General features: G+C 47.6%; 17 protein-coding genes and 1 tRNA gene. 17 read left to right on the forward strand and 1 reads right to left on the reverse strand.

Annotated features, from left to right (window positions below):
* The first annotated feature begins 157 nt into the window (after nt 1-157).
* From AB1K89_RS16310 to AB1K89_RS16350, 9 genes are all read left to right on the forward strand, one after another.
* Nucleotides 158-1,144, forward strand: a complete 987-nt coding sequence (locus tag AB1K89_RS16310) for an ABC transporter substrate-binding protein (protein WP_413055762.1) — start codon at nt 158-160, stop codon at nt 1,142-1,144.
* A gap of 38 nt (nt 1,145-1,182) precedes the next feature.
* Nucleotides 1,183-3,108, forward strand: a complete 1,926-nt coding sequence (locus AB1K89_RS16315) for an iron ABC transporter permease (RefSeq protein WP_413055783.1) — start codon at nt 1,183-1,185, stop codon at nt 3,106-3,108.
* A gap of 392 nt (nt 3,109-3,500) precedes the next feature.
* Nucleotides 3,501-5,093, forward strand: coding sequence for a putative polysaccharide biosynthesis protein (locus AB1K89_RS16320; RefSeq protein WP_413055763.1), 1,593 nt, complete (start codon nt 3,501-3,503; stop codon nt 5,091-5,093).
* A gap of 4 nt (nt 5,094-5,097) precedes the next feature.
* Entirely contained in the window at nt 5,098-6,555 is a 1,458-nt protein-coding gene (yabN, locus tag AB1K89_RS16325; protein WP_413055764.1) for a bifunctional methyltransferase/pyrophosphohydrolase YabN, read from the forward strand.
* The gene (locus AB1K89_RS16330) at nt 6,552-6,842 is read left to right on the forward strand and encodes an RNA-binding S4 domain-containing protein (RefSeq protein WP_413055765.1); all 291 of its coding nucleotides are present in this window, start codon (nt 6,552-6,554) and stop codon (nt 6,840-6,842) included. Before yabN ends, AB1K89_RS16330 begins: the two co-directional genes overlap by 4 nt.
* An 84-nt stretch (nt 6,843-6,926) precedes the next feature.
* Complete coding sequence (gene yabP, locus AB1K89_RS16335; protein ID WP_252505040.1) at nt 6,927-7,223, forward strand: sporulation protein YabP; 297 nt, start codon at nt 6,927-6,929, stop codon at nt 7,221-7,223.
* Entirely contained in the window at nt 7,220-7,687 is a 468-nt protein-coding gene (gene yabQ, locus AB1K89_RS16340) for a spore cortex biosynthesis protein YabQ (RefSeq protein WP_413055766.1), read from the forward strand. The genes yabP and yabQ overlap by 4 nt, the downstream gene beginning before the upstream one ends.
* Before the next feature lie 55 nt (nt 7,688-7,742).
* Nucleotides 7,743-8,159 carry an FtsB family cell division protein gene (locus AB1K89_RS16345; protein ID WP_413055767.1) on the forward strand — a complete coding sequence of 139 codons (417 nt, stop codon included), beginning with the start codon at nt 7,743-7,745 and terminating at the stop codon, nt 8,157-8,159.
* 125 nt (nt 8,160-8,284) lie between these two features.
* Nucleotides 8,285-8,704 carry a S1 domain-containing RNA-binding protein gene (locus AB1K89_RS16350; RefSeq protein ID WP_060204384.1) on the forward strand — a complete coding sequence of 140 codons (420 nt, stop codon included), beginning with the start codon at nt 8,285-8,287 and terminating at the stop codon, nt 8,702-8,704.
* 659 nt (nt 8,705-9,363) lie between these two features.
* Here the strand turns inward: AB1K89_RS16350 and AB1K89_RS16355 are convergent.
* Nucleotides 9,364-9,437: transfer RNA gene (locus AB1K89_RS16355), tRNA-Met, on the reverse strand.
* A 193-nt stretch (nt 9,438-9,630) separates the two neighbouring features.
* Here AB1K89_RS16355 and AB1K89_RS16360 point away from each other — a divergent pair.
* The 8 genes from AB1K89_RS16360 (at nt 9,631) to cysK (ending at nt 20,247) form a co-directional block, all read left to right on the forward strand.
* Nucleotides 9,631-12,042, forward strand: coding sequence for a SpoIIE family protein phosphatase (locus AB1K89_RS16360; protein ID WP_413055768.1), 2,412 nt, complete (start codon nt 9,631-9,633; stop codon nt 12,040-12,042).
* Nucleotides 12,043-12,085: 43 nt separating this feature from the next.
* On the forward strand, nt 12,086-13,471 hold the full coding sequence (gene tilS / locus AB1K89_RS16365) for a tRNA lysidine(34) synthetase TilS (RefSeq protein WP_413055769.1): 1,386 nt from the start codon (nt 12,086-12,088) through the stop codon (nt 13,469-13,471).
* Between the two features lie 29 nt (nt 13,472-13,500).
* Complete coding sequence (gene hpt / locus AB1K89_RS16370; protein ID WP_413055770.1) at nt 13,501-14,043, forward strand: hypoxanthine phosphoribosyltransferase; 543 nt, start codon at nt 13,501-13,503, stop codon at nt 14,041-14,043.
* Between the two features lie 220 nt (nt 14,044-14,263).
* Nucleotides 14,264-16,291 (forward strand): ATP-dependent zinc metalloprotease FtsH, encoded by a 2,028-nt coding sequence (ftsH, locus tag AB1K89_RS16375; protein WP_413055771.1) that lies wholly within the window; start codon nt 14,264-14,266, stop codon nt 16,289-16,291.
* Between the two features lie 281 nt (nt 16,292-16,572).
* Nucleotides 16,573-17,337, forward strand: coding sequence for a type III pantothenate kinase (locus tag AB1K89_RS16380; protein ID WP_413055784.1), 765 nt, complete (start codon nt 16,573-16,575; stop codon nt 17,335-17,337).
* Between the two features lie 15 nt (nt 17,338-17,352).
* Complete coding sequence (hslO, locus tag AB1K89_RS16385) at nt 17,353-18,240, forward strand: Hsp33 family molecular chaperone HslO (protein WP_413055772.1); 888 nt, start codon at nt 17,353-17,355, stop codon at nt 18,238-18,240.
* Nucleotides 18,218-19,141 carry a peptidyl-prolyl cis-trans isomerase gene (locus tag AB1K89_RS16390; protein ID WP_413055773.1) on the forward strand — a complete coding sequence of 308 codons (924 nt, stop codon included), beginning with the start codon at nt 18,218-18,220 and terminating at the stop codon, nt 19,139-19,141. The genes hslO and AB1K89_RS16390 overlap by 23 nt, the downstream gene beginning before the upstream one ends.
* A 179-nt stretch (nt 19,142-19,320) precedes the next feature.
* On the forward strand, nt 19,321-20,247 hold the full coding sequence (cysK, locus tag AB1K89_RS16395; protein ID WP_413055774.1) for a cysteine synthase A: 927 nt from the start codon (nt 19,321-19,323) through the stop codon (nt 20,245-20,247).
* Nucleotides 20,248-20,362 lie beyond the last annotated feature (115 nt).

The raw sequence follows: 20,362 nt of genomic DNA on the forward strand, positions 1-20,362 counted from the left end.
ATTTATCCTAAAAGGAATGAACTGATTACTAAGAAGCATATCATATTCCCGACCAATTGAGAATGATAATCACTGATTTGTTGAAAACACTTTACAAATGACAGTCCAAAAGATTACACTACTAACTGATAATGATTATCAACGTGGAGGGAACTACATGAATAGATATATGAAAGCATTTTTATTGCTGGCTCTGAGTGTGATTTTGATAGCCGGTTGTTCATCGAAGAAAACAGAAGAGAAGGGCGCAGGCGGCGAGACATCCGAGAACAGTGTAACGATCGTCGGCACGAACGGCGAAGTGACGCTTGACAAGCCTGCGAAGAAAGTTGTTGTACTTGAGTGGACGTACGCGGAAGATCTACTTGCACTCGGCGTGCAGCCTGCTGGTATGGCGGACATTCAGGAATATCATAACTGGGTGAATATCGACGCGGAATTGAGCGATGACGTCGTTGATGTCGGCGGACGGCAAGAGCCGAACTTGGAAGCGATCGCTGCACTTGAGCCGGATTTGATCATTGGTGTCAGTTTCCGTCACGATGCAATGCTGAAAGATTTGGAGAAAATCGCTCCGACAGTCATTTTCAATCCGTATCCCGAAGACGAGTCCATTGATTTGTACAAGGAAATGACGACGACTTTCAATGAAATTGCGAAGGCTGTAGACAAGACGGACGAAGCTGAAAAAGTGTTGGCGCACTTAGATAAGAAGTATGAGGAAGCGAAAGCTGAAATCGAAAAAGCCGACTTGAAGACGAAGGATGTCATCTTGACGCTCGCCTACACAGGTCCGCAAGCCCCGGAAATCCGGGTGTTCACGCCGAATTCAATGGCTTCTCAAATCCTTGAAAAGATCGGCTTGAAAAATGTGCATGTGCCGGATCAATTTGAAGTGTTCGGGTCGAGCACATTCAACGTCGAAGGTTTGACGAAGTACGAGGATGCAAACTATTTGTATACGGTACAGGAAGAAGACAATGTTTACGAAAAGCAATTGAAAGATAATGCTGTTTGGAGAAACTTGAATTTCGTAAAAGAAGACCGACTATTTAACCTTGGTGAGGATACTTGGTTGTATGGAGGTCCGCTGTCAGCCGAAACATTGTTGAATCAAATCGTCGATACGATGGTTAATAAATAATGGCGGGAAAGGCTTCAGGGAAAAGATCGTTGTTCGTTATGATCATCGGTCTTTTCCTGTTGGTCGTTCTATCCTTCATCCATCTGACGCAAGGCCAAGCTGATTACACAGTTTCCCAGTTATTGAAGGAAGTTTGGGTGGAGGGGCGCATCCAGGATATCGTGCTGTCCCTCCGGCTTCCGCGTCTGGCAATTGGTATTTTAGCGGGCGGTGCGCTCGCGGTGGCGGGTGCCATTTTACAGACGTTGACGAATAACCCGCTGGCGTCTGCGAGTACGCTTGGAATTAATGCCGGCGCGTATTTCTTTGTCGTCCTTTCGATGATCTTCTTTCCGTCAATGCTCGGCGATTTTCCGTTTCTCGTTGCGCTTGCAGGTGCCGTGCTTTCGTCCGTGCTCGTCGTCACTCTGGCGGGGAAGCAGATGGAGCCTGTGCGGGTCGCCTTGACGGGAATGATCATCTCCTTGCTGTTTGCTTCCATGACAGGCTCGTTGCAGCTGTTGTTCGAGAATCAGACGAACGGCCTCTTTTTATGGGGATCGGGTACGCTTGTGCAGTTGAATTGGAGTGGCGTCACGTTTGCGGGCCCGATGATCATCGTATTGTTCATTGCTGCGTTGGGCATTGCGAAGCCGATGGATATTTTGTCGTTAGGTGAGGATGTTGCGTCTTCACTTGGTCAAAACGTCCGCTTCGTCAAACTGATTGCATGGGCGGCTGCGATTTTGCTTGCAGCAACGACGGTGAGTGTCGTCGGTCCAATCGGCTTTATCGGTCTGATGGCTCCGCATATTGTCCGGATGCTAGGCGTCCGTGGCCATTTGCAAATCTTCCTGCAATCCTTCTTATGGGGCAGTGTGATGATGATCGGGGCGGATGTGCTCGGTCGGTTGATTCAGCCCGGTCAGGAAGTGCCTGTCGGTGCGATGACAGCATTGGCAGGCGGACCTTGGCTGCTTTATTTGGCTTGGAAGACGGCGAAGTCGCATACGAAAGGTGATCGCCAAATGGGGGGCACATTGAAGCCGGTCAAACTGCCGGTCGTCATTTCAATCGTCACCGCTTTGATCGTTGTTGTCTTTGCATTGGCATTTTCTTATAACGGAATGGCCTGGTCGCTCGAGTGGATGAAACCGGTCGTCTGGAATTTCCGGGTGCCGCGTGTGCTCACAGCTTTCATCATCGGCGTAATGCTAGCGCTTGCCGGGGTATTATTGCAAGGCGTCTTACGGAATCCGTTGGCGGATGCAAGTGTGTTGGGCGTCACCTCGATGGGGGGCGCAGGTGCGATGTTGCTTTTGGTCGCAATCCCGGCAATCCCTGTTCAGTATATGCCGCTAGGCGCTGTTGTAGGAGCAGCAATTGCTCTTGGCATCATTATGCTGACGGCTTGGAAAAACAATTTCCAGCCGATGCTCGTCGCTTTGATGGGTATTGCGATATCGGCATTCGGTTCCGCCGCGACGCAAGTGTTTGTTGTGAAGGCGAAATTGGCGGTCGCAGCAGCACTCGTCTGGTTATCGGGCAGTACGTACGGAAAAGGTTGGGAGGATGTGCAACTGTCGTTATTGTTGCTCGTTCTGCTCATCGGTCCAGCCATCTATTTGACACGCAGCTTGGATGTGTTGACGTTCGGGGATGACGTAGCATCGGGACTCGGCTTGTCCGTCAAATCGACGCGTGTCTGGGCATTGATCGTCGGAGTCGCAATCAGTACGGCAGGAGTCGCGATTGTCGGAACAATCGGCTTCGTCGGATTGGTGTCTCCTCATATCGCCCGTAGATTAGTAGGTTTCCGCCACTTGCCGCTGCTCGTTGTTTCGGGCTTATTGGGCGGTTTGCTTTTAGTGACAGCGGATTTTGTGGGCCGAATTTTGATTGCGCCGAAAGACATCCCGAGCGGACTTATCGTAGCGCTGATCGGCACGCCTTATTTGTTGTACTTATTGAGGAAAATGAAATGAAACAGCCACATGCTCGGTTACACGGAGCGTGTGGCTGTTTTTTGGAATGAGAACTATTCGCCTGGTAACGAGAACTTATTCTGAATAAACGAGAACTCTTCGCTTAGGAATGAGAACTCTTCTGATATGAATGAGGACTTTTACTTGAGAACGAGAACTCTTTCAGCATTAATGAGAAGTTTTCGCCCGGGAATGAGAACTCTTCAAGAAAGAACGCACCCTTGCCGAGCTAAATGGACCTTGGCAGCAAAAGAACGGAACCTTGCCGGAGCTAAATGGACCTTTGTAGCGAAAGAATGAGCCCTACCCGGATCTCCTCATCCATTCAGCGGAACGAATTTTACCGATAATGCTATACTAGTAACACAGTAAACATCGAAAGAGGCGCAGCTATGTCGAGAGCGGATTGGAATATGAAAACATTCATGAAAGGTGCATCGATATTGACGATATCGGCAATTATCGTCAAATTACTGGCGACGGTATACCGGATTCCGTTCCAAAACCTTGTCGGGGATAAAGGTTTTTTCATTTACCAGCAAGTGTATCCGTTCATTGGAATTTTCATCGTGTGGACATCATACGGCTTTGCGGTGGCAGTCTCGAAGCTGCTCGCAGGCAGCGCAAGCGACGGAGAAGCGAAGGCGATCAAGCGGGTTGCCTTTCTCTATTTAGCTGGCTTGTCTTTCTCGTTTTTCGTCATTCTCATGACGTTTGCTCCGTTTTTCGCACAGGCCATGGGAGATCCTGAACTCGTCTCGCTTCTTCGTGCGGGTGCTTATATTGTGCTTGTCATGCCGATGCTAGCGGTATTGAAAGGTTCATTCCAATCGGAAGGGCAGATGACGCCTGTTGCCGTTTCAAATGTTGGTGAGCAGGTGTTGCGGGTTGCAATCATCCTGATTGGTACGTGGGTGGCTGTGCGCGCAGGAACTTCCCTTTACACAGCCGGCGAAGTGGCCATGTGGGGCGCTGTTATAGGCCAGGCGTTAGGCGTTGTCATACTTGCCCTGTTTTACAGAAATGCCTATAAAGGGCCGCGTATACAAGTGGATACGTGGCGTATCGTGAAGGAATTGACGTTTGTCAGTTTGAGCGTCAGCGCGAGCTCGCTCATTCTGCTGCTGTTCCAAATGGCGGATTCGTTTATGATCTACAATATTTTGCTTACGAAAGGCTTTATGGTGGATGCAGCGATGGAAATGAAGGGCGTCTATGATCGAGGGCAGCCGCTCGTCCAAATGGGAATTTTGATCGCTTCAACATTGGCGCTCGCGATTGTTCCGCTTATTGCGCATCATGCTGCGAAAAAGGATGGGCGCGGTGCAGAGCCGTTCATTCAGCTCACGTTCCGGACGGCCGTTTTATTCGGATGGGCGGCTGCAATCGGGTTAGCGTTCGTTCTTCCGTACGTGAATGAAATGCTGTTTGAAACACGGGATGGCTCGGTCGCATTGATCATCTTTGCGTTTCAAATCTTTTGGCTGTCGCTCATTTTGCCGTTGACCGCAATATTGCAAGGAGCCGGCAAAGTGAAAATCCCGACACTGTTCCTTCTAGGCGGCCTCGTCGTGAAAATAATCGCGAATCAATTATTAGTTCCGCTGTTTGACGTAACAGGCGCTGCGCTTGCAGGGAATATCGGATTTGCGGTGATTGCGATAGGGCTGCTAATATATTTTAAATCGGTGTGGTCGATGAAGCTTGCCCCACTTCGTTTTTACGGTTCGCTCCTTCTTGCAACGCTAGCGATGGCGGCAGTCATCTTCCCTTGGATGCTTCTGGCGGATCAGATTTTATTCGACAATCTCTCATCCCGGATGGGGGCAACATTGACGGCTCTGACGGCTGTAGGTTTAGGGGCGGGCGTTTTCTTATTTGTTGTCATGAAATCGCGTATAATGGCGGAGAAGGAATGGTATTTGCTGCCGTTCGGTAAGAGGTTAGCACGTGTACAATTGATTCTTACTAAAAATAGAAGGTGAATGGATGAATACAATTACGATTATCGGCCTTGGTGCCGGGGATCTTGACCAGCTGTCCCTTGGCACATACCGAAAGCTGAAAGAAGCTGCGTTCGTCGTTGCAAGGACGGACCAGCATCCGGCCATTGTGGAATTAAGGGCGGAAGGCATGGCGATAGAGAGTTTCGATAATATTTACATTGAAAACGATGCATTTGAGCAAGTGTATGAGGAAATTACGAAGCAATTATTGTCGCTGGCAAAAGAGAAGGCGGTTACGTATGTCGTGCCTGGCCATCCGCTCGTCGCAGAGCGCACAGTGCAATTATTGATTGAAAAAGAACGTGCAGGTGAAGTGGTGCTTGAAATCGTGGGAGGCAACAGCTTCCTCGATCCGATTTTTGCAGCGCTTCGGATTGATCCGATTGAAGGATTCCAATTGCTTGACGGCACGGACATGAAGCGTGATGACGTGATGATGACGCAGCATGTGTTGATCGGCCAAGTGTATGATGCGTTTATCGCTTCTGAAGTGAAGCTTTCGCTAATGGAGAAGTATCCGTATGACCATCCCGTGAGAATCGTGACGGCGGCAGGCTCTTCATTGGAAAAGCTTCGTACTGTACCGTTATTCGAGTTGGACCGTGAGACGGAAATTGATAATTTGACGACGGTCTATGTCCCTCCGGTTATGGAGCGCGAGGGGCGCTTGAAGGAATGGTCGACGTTCCGGGAAATCATCGCGGCGTTGCGTGCTCCGGACGGCTGCCCGTGGGATCGGGAGCAGACGCATGAATCGTTGAAGCGTTATTTAATCGAGGAAGCGCATGAATTGCTCGAAGCGATTGACCAGGAGGATGATGAAGGCATCATCGAGGAATTGGGCGACGTGCTCTTGCAAGTGTTCTTGCATGCGCAAATCGGTGAGGACGACGGCTATTTTGCAATGGAAGATGTCTTGCAGTCAATTGGCGATAAAATGATCCGCCGCCATCCGCATGTGTTCGGCAATCGTAATGTAGAAAATTCGGATGAGGTTTTGAAAAATTGGCAGGAAATCAAGAAAGAAGAGAAACCGCAATCCGAATCGCTCTTGGATGGACAGGCACGCCACAGTTCATCCTTGCTCACTTCATTCAATTATCAAAAGGAAGCGGCGAAGGTCGGATTCGATTGGCCGGATATAACAGGGGCTTTCGATAAATTTGAGGAAGAATGGCAGGAATTCAAAGAGGAAGTGGCGAATGGGACGAAGCAGAGCCAGACGGATGAGCTGGGGGATGTCCTATTTACATTGGTCAACCTGTCGAGGTTCTTGAAGTTGTCACCCGAGGAAGCAATGGCCCATGCGAATGAGAAATTCAAACGGCGCTTTTCGTTCGTCGAGCAAAGCGTAAAGAACGGGAGAGGGGAATTCTCCGCCTATACGCTTGATGAACTTGAGGAATTTTGGCAACTGGCGAAGGGGAGGGAAAAGGAATGAGAATAGATAAGTTTTTGAAGGTTTCACGTCTGATTAAAAGACGGACATTGGCGAAACAAGTGGCCGATCAAGGTCGCATAACGATCAATGGTAAGGTGTCAAAAGCATCGTCGGTCGTCAAACCGGGCGACGAGCTCGCTATCCGTTTCGGTCAAAAAGTCGTCACGGCGAAGGTCGAGATGCTGAAGGAATCGACGAAGAAGGACGACGCTGCGATGATGTATAAAATCTTGAAGGAAGAGAAGCTGGACAAGGTGGAACCAGAATTTATTGACGATGAAGATTGAGGGTATGACAGGAACTTTTCCTGTCATGTTTTTTTATTGGGGCGCATAAGATGGCAGTGAACGTACAAGCAAAGGAGGAATAGTATGCAAATCCAGACCGACAATCCAACATACGCAATTCCATCAGGGGATCATGTCATCACGATGAGAAATCGAAAAAGAATGGATCTTACATCTGTCAAAACAATCGATCGGTTCGACCAAGAGGAGTTCATTGTCAGGACATCTCAAGGAGTATTAGTAATTCGCGGGGAGGAGCTGCGCATCGTCCATTTGGATGTAGACAAAGGGCTTCTTACATTGGAAGGCACGATCACCACGATGCAATATGACGAAGAAGATGCAGGTTCACGCGGTTTCCTCCATAAATTGTTTGGATGAGTCTCTCCGTCCAGTTTCTTAGTCTTCTTGCAATGATTGGGACAGGCATCGGGGCCGGGGTCTTGATGGATTTGATCGGAACGGGCGTGGATGCGACCGGTAAGAAATCGATCATCCGGAAATACGCGGTCCCCTTGGAAGTGGTCGGATGGATTGTAATCGGGTGCGCATCGTTCTACGTTCTTTTCGTCGTCCGGGATGGGGCGTGGAGGATGTATGATCCGGTTGCTCAAATTTGCGGCATGCTTTTATACGCCTCGATTTTCCACCGGCCTTTCAGATTTTTGGGGAGAATCCTGAACATGTTGATTATCAAGCCGATCTGGTTCATCGTCAGGCTCGTGGCGAAGATCATCAGCCGAACGTTCCAGCTTCTCGTCAAGATTGTGAGATTTCTTCTTTCTCCATTCATCTATCTTTATTATAAAGTCTCTGACTCTCTCTTTAAATCCGAAGAGAAATGATGTATAATTACTAGACTTATCGGATTTCGTAAAGTGATGAGAGGGAGTGCAGGACATGGAGCAAAGGAAAAGGAAATCATCCAAGACCGTTGCATCGATTGAAACTGAATATATCCGCTCGTTGCGCAAAAAAGAAATGTGGAGAAACAAGCAGAAGAAGCGGCTTCAGAAGAAACTGTTCATCTATGCGGTGATCGCTTTCGCCGTGCTCGGCGGGATGACGAATATGTATATTCAGCAAAAGCAGACGCTGCAGGAGATAGAACAGGAAAAAGTTGAAACGCTCGCCAAGTTGGAAGAAGTGAAGGAAGAGCAAGAACTTCTTAAAAAACAGCTTGTGAAATTGGATGACGATGACTATATTGCCAAGCTTGCACGGAAAGAATATTTTTTATCTGATAAAAATGAAATCATCTTCACCGTCCCAGAAAATAAGAAGAAAAAAGACGAAAAAGATGACGGAAAAGAGTAGTCTTATTGACACTCTTTTTTTGTTGGCTATAATGAAAGTAAGGATCTTGCACTTGCAGGACTCGCCATATGGTAAAAGGCTTCTGAAAAGTGGCCGTTTAAATCTTAAGGAGGAGCATTTTTTTTATGTCAATTGAAGTAGGCAGCAAGTTACAGGGGAAAGTTACAGGGATCACAAACTTCGGTGCGTTCGTCGAACTGCCGAACGGTTCAACTGGTCTGGTCCATATTAGTGAAGTAGCGGACAATTATGTGAAGGATATCAATGACCACCTAAAAGTAGGCGATATGGTTGAAGTGAAAGTGATGAATGTCGGCACTGACGGAAAAATCGGTTTATCGATCAGAAAAGCGAAACCGGAAGCTGAACGTCCTCAACGCCCTCAACGTCCTCGTCACAGCGGTGGCCGTCCTAGCCATAATGAACGTCCAGAGAATTTTGAGCAAAAGATGGCTAAATTCATGAAAGACAGTGAAGAACGCCTTTCAACTTTGAAAAGAGCAACAGAATCTAAACGCGGTGGCCGTGGCGCAAGAAGAGGGTAACTTGCTGGCTGTTTCAATTAGTGGAAATGAATCTCTTATAAGCGATCTGACATCTATTTATGATGTTGGATCGTTTTTTTTGTATTCAGCATATGGGAATGAGAACTTATTTAGCAAGAACGAGAAGTTATTTGGGATAAAGGAGAAGTTATTGGACCGGAACGAGAACTTACTTGGAATAAAGGAGAAGTCTTTGTGCGGAAACGAGAATTTAACTTGAGTAAAGGAGAAGTTAGTCGGCTAGAATGAGAACTTCAAGGGGAGTACGAATTATTTCTCGGATTTTGTTTGGCATGATTCGCATCATAAGGAATAAATCGAGTTGATTCGATAAAGAGAGAAGGACATTATTAATTTATGCGTGATTGGAAGAGTTTATGCGCGTTTGCGGGAGTTTATGCGGATTTGCAGGCGTTTATGCGTATATGGATGAAGTTATGCGTGAGTTTTTCATTTTATGCGTGAATCTAACGATTTATGCGTTTTTCGGCATAAAAAAGCGTCCTGTCATCTGACAGGACGCTTTTTTGAGTTATTGTCCAGCTTCGGCGGCCAGATGCTCGGGGTCATAAGAAAACCCGGCTAAGTGGCAAAAAGCGCCACACGCCGGGTTTTCTTATGCCTGTCGCATCTAAGCAGGCCGCCTACGCATTTCTATATAGCGGCGGAGGGGGTCGAACCCACGACCTTTCGGGTATGAACCGAACGCTCTAGCCAGCTGAGCTACGCCGCCATGTTGTTCATTTGTTCTGAACGACAATAACCATAATACATGGCTTTATGGTGTCTGTCAACCTTTCGTTGAAAAATAGAAAAAGACTTCGGAACGAGTCGAAATCTTTTTAGATCCACTTGTCAGGAACAGACAAATTCTTTGGCTTGGCCTATGTATACTCAGTTGCAAGTAGACATAGGGGGAATGTGAGATGAAGATGATAGGCAATCTTGAAAGACCGGTAGGCCAGCAGATTCGTCAGGTGTTCGAAACGGTGGGGAAGCGGAAGATGTATGTATTGATGGCGGCGTTCTTTTTACTAAGTACGTTTTTCTTGTCGCAAGCAGTTTTGTTTGACGCGGCCGTGCCTTTTTTCTTGCCGGTTTGGGCGTTGGCGCAGATGCGATTCAGGAAACATCTCATTTATGTATTCATCGGCGGAATTGCCGGAGGGGCTTTTTTAGGGTTAGGACAAGCAGTGATCCATTTATTACAGTTGTTATTGTTCAATGTAGTGAGTAAGCATCCTCTCATGCGGAAGTCCATACCATTGACCGTTGCAGGGTCGATCATTGTTGTCCAAGTTCTTTGGCAGTTTATCATGCATAGCGGGCATACGCCTGTCGATGTGCAGTTGACGATCGGCTTCGAAGCTGTGTTGGCACTATTCATGACATTTTTCCTGTTTGTCGCCTTCCCTCATAGGGAGCGCATCTTTTTTGGCCAGTGGTCGCCGGAACGCCTCGGGGCTGTGTGTATTGTCGGCATCATGGCGACAACCGGGATGGGCAATCTCATGGTCGGTCCGATTTCAATTTCAGGATTGCTTCTTCATTTGACCATTTTGCTGGCAGCGCTTGCCGGCGGTCTCCCATTTTCCACGACGATTGCGATGATGATCGCCGCGATTTCGGGAATTGCAGAACTGTCATTTACCGGGATGATGGCGGTGTATGGCATGACAGGCTTCTTTGCAGGCGCTCTTTGCAGGCTCGGAAAATTAGGTATTGCCACAGGCGGCTTTGCGGTATCCGTTTTTTTTCTGCTATATGATTTCACATTGCCGCTTGATACTTCCCATTTTCTGACGATCGGATTGGCGACGATTCTATTTTTCTTCGTCCCGGCAAAGAAAGTGGAGCCGCTTAGCCGGATGATTACGCCCGGCGCTCAACAGGACATTTCTGTGAAGCGGCAGCAATGGCTGACCGATCGTCTTGACGAGCAATTATCCGATTTCCAGCAGTTCGCAGAATTCATGTCCAATCTTGTCAATGATCGTTTCTCATCAGATGACAGCAATGCGGAACAAAACATCCCTTCAATTTGTCAGTCCTGTTTTAGATATTCGAAATGTTGGGAGGGGAATGGGGGAGGGATGGCTCGTCTGCTCTACGAGTGGGAAGGGACTTATTCCGCGACGAAGAAAGCGGCACGTCACCGTGTCGAGGAAAGGATCAAATATAAGTGCATCCGCTCTGCAGGTTTGATTTCCGAGTTGGAGGAATCGGCTTCCAACCACCTTCTCATGGGGCAACTTCAGCATGGAAGGAAAATGCTTGCGTTGCAGTTGAGGGATATGAGCAACCATTTGGAGAAAATCATGAATGATATAAAAGGGGAGTTGACGGTTAACCATCTTGCAGAGGAGGAATTGGGGAAGCATTTGCAGTCTCAAGGAATCGAATACTATCAAATCGATATTTTATCGGAGGAGAAAGGAGCTTATCGGATCGTTATTTCAATTCCTGAAAGGCGTTCGGATTTCGAGACGGATACAACTGTGGCGGAACGACTCATATTGCCGTTGTTGGAGGATGTCTATCGCGAGCCGTTCAAAGTGGAGAAGACTGTCGTGCTGCAAGACCCATTCCCACATATTCAAATTATGTTCTGCTCGGCTGTCCGTTTTTCAATGGAATATGGGATTGTGGCGACAGCTGGCGGCGGGACGTTCCATGCGGGCGACGCTTATGAAGTGTTCCCAATCCATGATGGCCTCACCGCTGTTCTTCTATCAGATGGAATGGGGCATGATATGAATGCATACCGTGAAAGTCGAAAAGTGATTCGTCTCATGCGGGAATGCCTGGATCGAAAAATGGATCCCGAAACGGCGATGCATACATTGCATTATATGATGTCGTTGAATGGCCTTGACGACATGTATGCGACGCTCGATTTGGCTTTGATTGACTTGCAGGACGGCCGGCTTTGGTCTTGGAAGGCGGGTTCGATGAGCACGTATATTAAGCGTGGACAAGACTTCCTTAGACTTGACAGCAAATCGGTTCCCGTCGGATTCCTTCCGTCATTTTCGGTGGAAGCAACAAATGAAGAATTGAAATCGGGAGATATTATCGTCATGCTGACGGACGGCGTATTTAACGGGTCGGTGACGATTGAAAAGCAGGAGGAGGCGATCTATGGAATATTGGAAAAGTACGGCCACTTGTCATGTGAGCCGTTAGCCGACCGTATAATGTCCGAGATGGAAAGGAAATTTGGTGTTGTTGCGGATGACCGAACCGTTTTAGTAATGAAAGTTGAACACGTCTTACCGAAGTGGACGACAATAAAGCCCACAAATCGATTTATTTCCCGGGAAAAAGTTATGGGGTAGAATAGGGGGTAGATGAAAAGACAACAGTGTGGAGGGGCGAATAATGCAGGCATTTGAAAAGGAAATCCTTGATTTCATTCATAAAGAGGAATTGGTGACTTCCGGGCAACGGGTTCTTGTCGCCTGTTCGGGCGGGGTGGATTCTGTTGCACTATTGCTACTCATGGCAAAACTCGGCGAAAAATTGCGGATTGAGGTGGCTGCCGTCCATGTCGATCATATGCTTCGCGGGCAAGAGTCTGCGGATGACGGCGAGTTTGTGGAAGAGCTATGTAGGGAGCTCGGAATTCCTTTCTTTGGCGGGAATGTGCCTGTACCCTCCATTCTAGCTAAGGAAGGCGGAAATGTGCAGGACGTCTGCCGTACTGGAAGATATGCCTTTTTCAACGAGGTGATGCGTGCGGAGCACTATGATGTGCTGGCAACCGCCCATCACGCAGAAGACCAATTGGAGACGGTGCTCATGCAATTGTCCAGGGGAAGCGTCCCTCTCGGTATTCCTGCGAGTAGGACGATTGATGCCGGCACCGTCATCAGGCCTTTCCTTCCAGCGATGAAGGAAGAGCTTATGACGTATGTGAAGAATCATGGCACACAATTCAGGGAGGATCCGAGCAATGAAAGTGACGCCTATTTGCGGAATCGGCTCCGCCGACATGTTGCACCGATCATCTTGTCGGAAAATCCTTCGGCAGCATTGAATGTCGTCAAAATGACGGTTGGGCTTCAGGAGGATGAAATGTTATTGAATAGCATGGCGAAAGAGCATTTTGCCTCTATTGTGACCTTCACTGAAGACGGGTTGCCGACCTTTCCGTCTGATCTGTTTAAAAGCATGCACACTGCTTTACAAAAGCGCTTTATTCCACTACTATTGAATTATCTTTACTTCGGGGAAATCAAACCTGTTGAATACAATACGGCACTTTTGAATCAATTGCATCATCACCTATCTGTAAGTTCGGGAAATGTCACGATTGATCTTCCGAAAGGCTACCGGTTCGTTCGGGAATACGGTATCGTTTCGGTTGTGAAAAATGAGGACAACGAAGACGTCCCCATTCAAATGCTGGAAAAAGGCGAATGGACGAGCTGGGGTGATAAGCTGCTGTATTGGGACATTGCTGACGGACACAACGAGGAAGCTGAGGAAGTAATGTATTTCGACTTACCCGATGTAGACTTGCCGCTTTACGTGAGGGGCAGAAAAGACGGAGATCGAATATTGCTACCGGGCATGGCTCGGCCGAAGCGTTTGTCCAGATTGTTCATTGACGAAAAAATCGGCGCTGAAAAACGGCGGAAAATGCCGGTTGTCACAACTGCGCACGGTGAAATTTGCGCCATTCCTGGCGTGCGATATGGCATCCAGTTCAAGAATCGGAAAACGGAACGGGAAAAGTACATATTCAAAATGAAAGCTAAGTGAAAATCTTAATGGAAAAGAGAGGAAACTCGATGTTGCAAAACGATATTGAAGAAGTGCTTATCACAGAAGAACAGATCCAGGAGAAAATTGCGGAACTTGGTGCCGTCCTGACGGAGGATTACCAGGATAAATTCCCGCTTGCGATTGGTGTCCTAAAAGGGGCATTGCCTTTCATGAGCGATTTGATTAAACGGATCGATGCGTATATCGAATTGGATTTCATGGACGTATCTAGCTATGGAAATGCGACGGTGTCATCCGGCGAAGTGAAAATTGTCAAGGACTTGAATGCAAGTGTGGAAGGCCGGGACGTTTTGATCATCGAAGACATCATTGACAGCGGTAAGACATTGAATTATTTAGTTGAACTTTTCAAATACCGAAAAGCGAAATCCATTAAAATTGTAACGTTGCTTGATAAACCGACGGGACGAAAAGTGGACTTGAAAGCGGATTATGTCGGATTCCTTGTACCGGATGCGTTTGTTGTCGGTTATGGGCTTGATTACGCAGAAAAATATAGGAACTTGCCTTATATCGGTGTATTGAAAAAGGAAATCTACTCTTTCTGAAAGCTTTTCAACAAACCTTTACAAGGGGCGGTGGAAAGCTTTTTCCATATTCGCTTAAAGTTGGAATACTATCATCTTCGTCTTTAGAGTCATGAATAATTAAGGATGAAAAACAGTTCGTTTTCGGTACCTTAAAGAAAGGCATTTCCTTTGTAGGTTGAATCTGTTATATGATAAGATTTACAGTAGTTTTCTGTTGAAAGAAATGAGGAGGCTTGGGATGAATCGTATACTTCGATACTTTCTACTATACGGATTGATTTTCCTTGCAATTATGGGGATTTTCAGTTCACTAAATAATCCAAATCCGAAAACGAAAGAGATTCGGTATGATGAATTTTATACATCGTTGGAAAAAGGCGATATTGAGACGTTATCGTTTCAACCAGTGCGTGATGTTCTGACTGTTGAAGGTACGATGAAGGGCTATGAAGAGGGAGAAAAATTCACGACGAATGTTTTGATGAGCGATACTTCTGTTATGGAAGTGATTCGCAATATCGAAGCTACCGGTAAAACGAATAACCCTCAGATCCAAATCATACCTGCTCCAGAAACGAGTGCATGGGTAGCCTTCTTCACAGGATTGGTTCCATTCATTATCATCATCATCCTATTCTTCTTCCTATTGAATCAAGCACAAGGCGGCGGTGGCGGCCGAGTGATGAATTTTGGAAAAAGTAAGGCGAAGCTCCATTCCGATGATCGCAAAAAAGTCAGATTCACAGACGTAGCGGGTGCGGATGAAGAAAAAGCCGAGCTTGAAGAAGTTGTGGATTTCTTGAAAGATTCTCGTAAATTTGCTGAACTCGGAGCGCGTATTCCAAAAGGAATCCTTTTGGTCGGACCTCCTGGTACAGGTAAAACACTTTTGGCACGTGCGGTTGCCGGTGAAGCCGGTGTTCCGTTCTTCTCGATCTCCGGTTCGGATTTCGTTGAAATGTTTGTCGGGGTCGGGGCATCCCGTGTCCGCGACTTGTTCGAAAATGCGAAAAAGAATGCGCCGTGTATTATCTTCATCGATGAAATCGACGCAGTCGGCCGTCAACGGGGCGCTGGTCTCGGAGGCGGGCATGACGAACGTGAACAGACGCTTAACCAGCTATTAGTTGAAATGGATGGGTTCGATGGAAACGAAGGAATCATTATCGTTGCCGCGACAAACCGTCCGGATATCCTTGACCCAGCACTTCTTCGTCCAGGACGTTTCGACCGTCAAATCACTGTCGGCCGTCCGGATGTTAAAGGCCGTGAAGCGGTTCTGAAAGTGCATGCGCGCAACAAACCACTTGACGAGTCAGTCAATATGAAAGCTTTGGCGCAACGCACTCCAGGATTCTCGGGTGCTGACTTGGAAAACTTATTGAATGAAGCTGCATTAGTCGCGGCTAGACGCGGCAAGGCGAAAATCGACATGTCAGATATCGATGAAGCAACGGACCGCGTCATAGCGGGACCGGCTAAAACGAGCCGGGTCATTTCTGAAAAGGAAAGAAACATTGTCGCATTCCACGAGGCGGGTCACGTCGTTGTCGGCCTTATGTTGGATGACGCAGAAATCGTCCATAAAGTGACGATCGTCCCTCGCGGCCAGGCCGGCGGATATGCGGTCATGTTGCCGAAAGAGGACCGTTACTTCATGACGAAGCCTGAACTTCTCGATAAAATTGCCGGACTCCTTGGAGGACGTGTAGCGGAAGAAATCGCTCTTGGCGAAGTTTCTACAGGTGCCCATAACGACTTCCAACGTGCTACTGGCATTGCACGTTCGATGGTGACCGAATACGGTATGAGCAAAAAGCTCGGACCGATGCAATTCGGCCAGGCGCAAGGCGGCAATGTCTTCCTTGGAAGAGACTTCAATTCCGAACAGAACTATTCCGAATCGATCGCGTATGAAATCGACCAGGAAATGCAGCGCATCATTAAGGAACAATATGAGCGCACAACTAATATCCTGACGGAGAACCGAAACTTGCTCGACTTGATTGCAACGACGCTTCTCGAAGTGGAAACGTTGGATGCAGAGCAGATCAATCACTTGAAAGATCATGGCACACTGCCTGAGCGTCCATACGAGAAAAATGGAAATGGCTCACAAAAGAAAACGGATGATGCAGATGCTGAAAAAGACACTGTGCATTCGGATTCGACAGGCGCACCTGCAGATCCTTCCATCGGAGACTTGCCGAAAGAGAATGGTGGAGATCAATCCCTTCCTCCGATTGATGAACATAGAAGAGATTGACGTTACGGAGCTACTGTAAAGGATGATATTCCAGTCGACTGCTTTTTTAAGGCAGTCGGCTGTTTTTATTTCCACTTCATATGGTATCATCCAGCTACAGGTGGCAGCTAAAGCCGTAACGAAGAACGGCTTTTGCGAGTAATAGCGTAGCGTTACGAGCATCGGTTGGGGAGAGTGTATTAATTTATACGAATCAAACCATGCTGTTGATTGGCTAGACGCCACCTTCCGCTTTTGTTATGATGTTTTGGAAAATGACGAATGTTAGCGAGGAAAAGAAAATGATTCTAGTATTGGATACAGGAAATACGAATATCGTTCTTGGAGTCTATGATAAAGGTGAATTGAAGCACCACTGGCGCATGGAAACGTACAGGCAAAGAACGGAAGACGAATATGCCATGTCCGTGAAAGCGCTGTTTACCCATGCAGGCCTAAGTTTTGAAGATATCAATGGCATCATCATCTCCTCTGTCGTTCCGCCGGTCATGTTTCCGCTTGAGCAAATGTGCAGGAATTATTTCAACTTGCGGCCGCTCATTGTCGGACCGGGCGTCAAAACGGGATTGAATATAAAATACGAAAATCCTCGCGAAGTGGGTGCGGACCGTATTGTCAATGCGGTCGCTGCTATTCATGATTACGGCTCTCCGCTCATTATCGTCGATTTCGGTACAGCGACGACATTCTGTTATGTGAATGAAAAAGGTGAGTATATGGGTGGTTCGATTGCCCCTGGAATCGGCATTTCCATGGAGGCGTTATTCGATCGGGCATCCAAATTGCCGCGTGTCGAATTGACGCGGCCAGACCATATTATCGGCAAGAACACCGTAGCCGCGATGCAAGCGGGTATCGTTTATGGATATGTAGGGCTTGTGGAAGGTATCGTTGGAAGGATGAAAGCGCACAGTAAGGTGGAGCCGACTGTCATTGCGACAGGAGGCCTTGCTGAATTGATTGCCAGTGAGACGAATGTGATTGATATCGTAGACAATTTCCTTACGTTGAAGGGGCTGCATTTGATCTACGAAAGAAATGTTTGAAGGGAGTAGTACTAGATGAATGATTATTTGATAAAAGCATTAGCTTTTGAAGGAACAATTCGTGCGTATGCAGTGAATTCGACAGACGCAGTCGGCGAGGCGCAGAAGAAGCACCATGTATGGCCGACAGCTACAGCAGCTTTAGGCAGGACGATGACGGCTGGACTCATGATGGGAGCGATGCTGAAAGGCGATGACAAACTGACGGTGAAAGTCGAAGGGAACGGCCCAGCTGGACCAATTGTCGTTGATGCTGATGCTAATGGGGATGTAAGAGGATATATTACGAATCCGCACACCCATTTTGAACTGAACGAGCAAGGGAAACTCGACGTCAGGCGCGCTGTCGGCACAGAAGGAATGTTGACGGTAGTGAAAGACCTTGGATTACGGGACTTCTTCACAGGACAAGTTCCGATTGTTTCCGGTGAAATTGCGGAAGACTTCACCCAATATTTTGTCGTGTCGGAACAGGTTCCTTCAGCAGTGGCCTTGGGTGTCCTTGTCAATCCCGACAATACTGTCAAAGCTGCAGGCGGCTTCATCATCCAAGTGATGCCGGGTGCAACGGAAGAGACGATCAGCATGCTTGAGGAAAAGTTAGCGAACGTTGAACCGATTTCTAGGATGATTGACCGTGGGTTGACGCCGGAGGAAGTGCTCGGAGAAGTGTTGGGGAGAGAGAATGTTGAAATCCTCGATCGCATGGACGTTGCATTCCGATGCAATTGCTCTAGGGAGCGTTTTGGCAACGCAATCATCGGTCTTGGAGAGCAGGAAATCCGAGAAATGATCGATGAAGACGGCCAAGCGGAAGCCGAGTGCCACTTCTGTTTAGAGAAGTATCTATTCACGAAAGAAGAACTTGAAGGATTTATCGATGAAATACGGTCAAGGTCGTAACGTCCAGGAGACGGTTCCTCCAAGAAGGAGATTGAAAACGAAACCGCTTCTTGCTATTATTGGCGTCCTTTTTGCTTGTAACGTCCTTTGGTTTATCGGATGGCTCATCCCTGACAAATCGAAGCAACCTGATGAAGAGGTTGCTTCGGTAGCGGGCGAAGCGATTACGAGAGGGCAGTGGATGACTGCTATGGAAAAGGAAGTCGGGAGAGAAGTGCTTCTCGATCTCGTCAACAATAAAGTGATGGAGACGGCCGCAAAGAAATACGGCATCAAAGTGACGGACGAGGAAATCGAACTGGAACTCGCGTTGATCACTTCGGTGGACGGCCGATCGCACTCGGGAATGGATATCGAGCAAACACGGCAAAAAATCCGGTCTCACCTTATTTTGGAGAAAGTCTTGTCGAATGACGTCGTCATTGATGATGCTTCAGTTAAAGCGTTTTATGAGAAAAATGAATCCCTCTACAATATTTTGACCGCCTACCGGACATCCGTCATCATCGTTCCGACAAAGGAAGAGGCGGAGCAGGCATTGGATGAGCTGTCGAAAGGGTCAAGCTTTGATGCGTTGGCAAAAGAGCTATCGACCGATCTCGCTTCAGCCAGCCTTGGCGGCGACATCGGCTATATAAATGCTGAGACGGAGACGGTCGACCCTGCAATATACAAAGCGGCATCCAAACTGAAGGAAGGAAAGTTCGGGAATGCTGTCAAGCTGCAGGACGGTACATATGCGATTATCCTAGTGAATGAAGTGGTCGGAGGCAGGACGTTCTCCTTTAACGAAGTGAAGGAGCACATTAAACGTGAGCTGGCCATCGAACAGCTTCCTCAATCGGTCAATCCCGAAGCGTTTTGGAAAGAGTTCGATGCAAAATGGTTTTATGGAAAATGAAGTGAAAAGCTGATTGGAGTCGTCTTTAAAGGACGGTTCTGAACAGCTTTTTTTAGATTATACATATGAAAAGAGGGAAAGGATAAGGTAGTCTTTAATGATTGACACTGTTCACAATTCGGGTGTACTATTAATACAATAAAACATATCAAATAACTAGGGATTAGGAGTGGGTAGGAATGAGTAGAGTCGGGAACACGGTTGCGGACCTAGTTGGAAAAACGCCGCTCGTTAAGTTGAACCGTATGACAAATCCGGACAGTGCGGACATTTATTTAAAACTGGAATACTTCAATCCGGGATCGAGTGTAAAAGACAGGATTGCGCTTGCAATGATTGAATCTGCAGAGAAGTCTGGAGATTTGAAGGAAGGTAGCACGATCATTGAGCCGACGAGCGGGAATACCGGCATTGGTCTTGCGATGATTGCAGCCGCAAAAGGATATAAGTCAGTTCTCGTCATGCCGGATACGATGAGCATGGAGCGCCGGAATCTATTGCGCGCTTATGGAGCAGACCTTGTCCTTACACCTGGAGCGGAAGGGATGAAAGGGGCTATCGGTAAAGCGGAAGAGCTCGCTGAGAAGAACGGCTGGTTCATGCCGCAGCAATTCAATAACGAAGCTAATCCGGAAGTGCATCGTCTGACGACAGGACCGGAAATTGCCGATGCGCTCGATCGGGTCGATGCATTCATCTCAGGCATCGGTACAGGAGGGACGATTACCGGGGCGGGCAGCGTATTGAAAGAGCGCTTCCCGGACGTGCGTATCGTTGCCGTGGAGCCGACAGATTCGCCAGTCCTTTCGGGTGGAAAGCCAGGGCCTCATAAAATCCAAGGGATCGGTGCGGGCTTCGTACCGAAAGTGCTCGACACGGACATTTATGATGAGATCATTCAAGTGACGAATGACGAAGCCTATGATACTGCTAGAAGAGCTGCACGGGAAGAGGGAATCCTGGGCGGCGTCTCCTCCGGGGCAGCCATTTTCGCGGCGCTCCAAGTTGCAGAAAAGCTTGGGAAAGGCAAAAAGGTCGTTGCTATTCTTCCGTCGAACGGCGAACGATACTTAAGCACCCCGCTTTATCATTTTGAGGAAGAATAAGAGAAGGATTGTTGAAGAGAGAGCTAATGCAGCTCTCTTTTTTTATTCAGAATAGTAGCCTAAACCCTGCTTTACACGTTAAGATATCTATATTAAATCGAGCTGGGGGAAAATG

This window comes from Sporosarcina pasadenensis (assembly GCF_047228845.1).
Classification (GTDB): domain Bacteria; phylum Bacillota; class Bacilli; order Bacillales_A; family Planococcaceae; genus Sporosarcina.

Excerpts from the sequence above, each read along its gene's own strand:
- AB1K89_RS16310 (WP_413055762.1), top strand. The coding sequence starts at position 158 with ATGAATAGATATATGAAAGCATTTTTATTGCTGGCTCTGAGTGTGATT.
- AB1K89_RS16315 (WP_413055783.1), top strand. The coding sequence starts at position 1,183 with ATGATCATCGGTCTTTTCCTGTTGGTCGTTCTATCCTTCATCCATCTG.
- AB1K89_RS16320 (WP_413055763.1), top strand. The coding sequence starts at position 3,501 with ATGTCGAGAGCGGATTGGAATATGAAAACATTCATGAAAGGTGCATCG.
- yabN (WP_413055764.1), top strand. The coding sequence starts at position 5,098 with ATGAATACAATTACGATTATCGGCCTTGGTGCCGGGGATCTTGACCAG.
- AB1K89_RS16330 (WP_413055765.1), top strand. The coding sequence starts at position 6,552 with ATGAGAATAGATAAGTTTTTGAAGGTTTCACGTCTGATTAAAAGACGG.
- yabP (WP_252505040.1), top strand. The coding sequence starts at position 6,927 with ATGCAAATCCAGACCGACAATCCAACATACGCAATTCCATCAGGGGAT.
- yabQ (WP_413055766.1), top strand. The coding sequence starts at position 7,220 with ATGAGTCTCTCCGTCCAGTTTCTTAGTCTTCTTGCAATGATTGGGACA.
- AB1K89_RS16345 (WP_413055767.1), top strand. The coding sequence starts at position 7,743 with ATGGAGCAAAGGAAAAGGAAATCATCCAAGACCGTTGCATCGATTGAA.
- AB1K89_RS16350 (WP_060204384.1), top strand. The coding sequence starts at position 8,285 with ATGTCAATTGAAGTAGGCAGCAAGTTACAGGGGAAAGTTACAGGGATC.
- AB1K89_RS16360 (WP_413055768.1), top strand. The coding sequence starts at position 9,631 with ATGAAGATGATAGGCAATCTTGAAAGACCGGTAGGCCAGCAGATTCGT.
- tilS (WP_413055769.1), top strand. The coding sequence starts at position 12,086 with ATGCAGGCATTTGAAAAGGAAATCCTTGATTTCATTCATAAAGAGGAA.
- hpt (WP_413055770.1), top strand. The coding sequence starts at position 13,501 with ATGTTGCAAAACGATATTGAAGAAGTGCTTATCACAGAAGAACAGATC.
- ftsH (WP_413055771.1), top strand. The coding sequence starts at position 14,264 with ATGAATCGTATACTTCGATACTTTCTACTATACGGATTGATTTTCCTT.
- AB1K89_RS16380 (WP_413055784.1), top strand. The coding sequence starts at position 16,573 with ATGATTCTAGTATTGGATACAGGAAATACGAATATCGTTCTTGGAGTC.
- hslO (WP_413055772.1), top strand. The coding sequence starts at position 17,353 with ATGAATGATTATTTGATAAAAGCATTAGCTTTTGAAGGAACAATTCGT.
- AB1K89_RS16390 (WP_413055773.1), top strand. The coding sequence starts at position 18,218 with ATGAAATACGGTCAAGGTCGTAACGTCCAGGAGACGGTTCCTCCAAGA.
- cysK (WP_413055774.1), top strand. The coding sequence starts at position 19,321 with ATGAGTAGAGTCGGGAACACGGTTGCGGACCTAGTTGGAAAAACGCCG.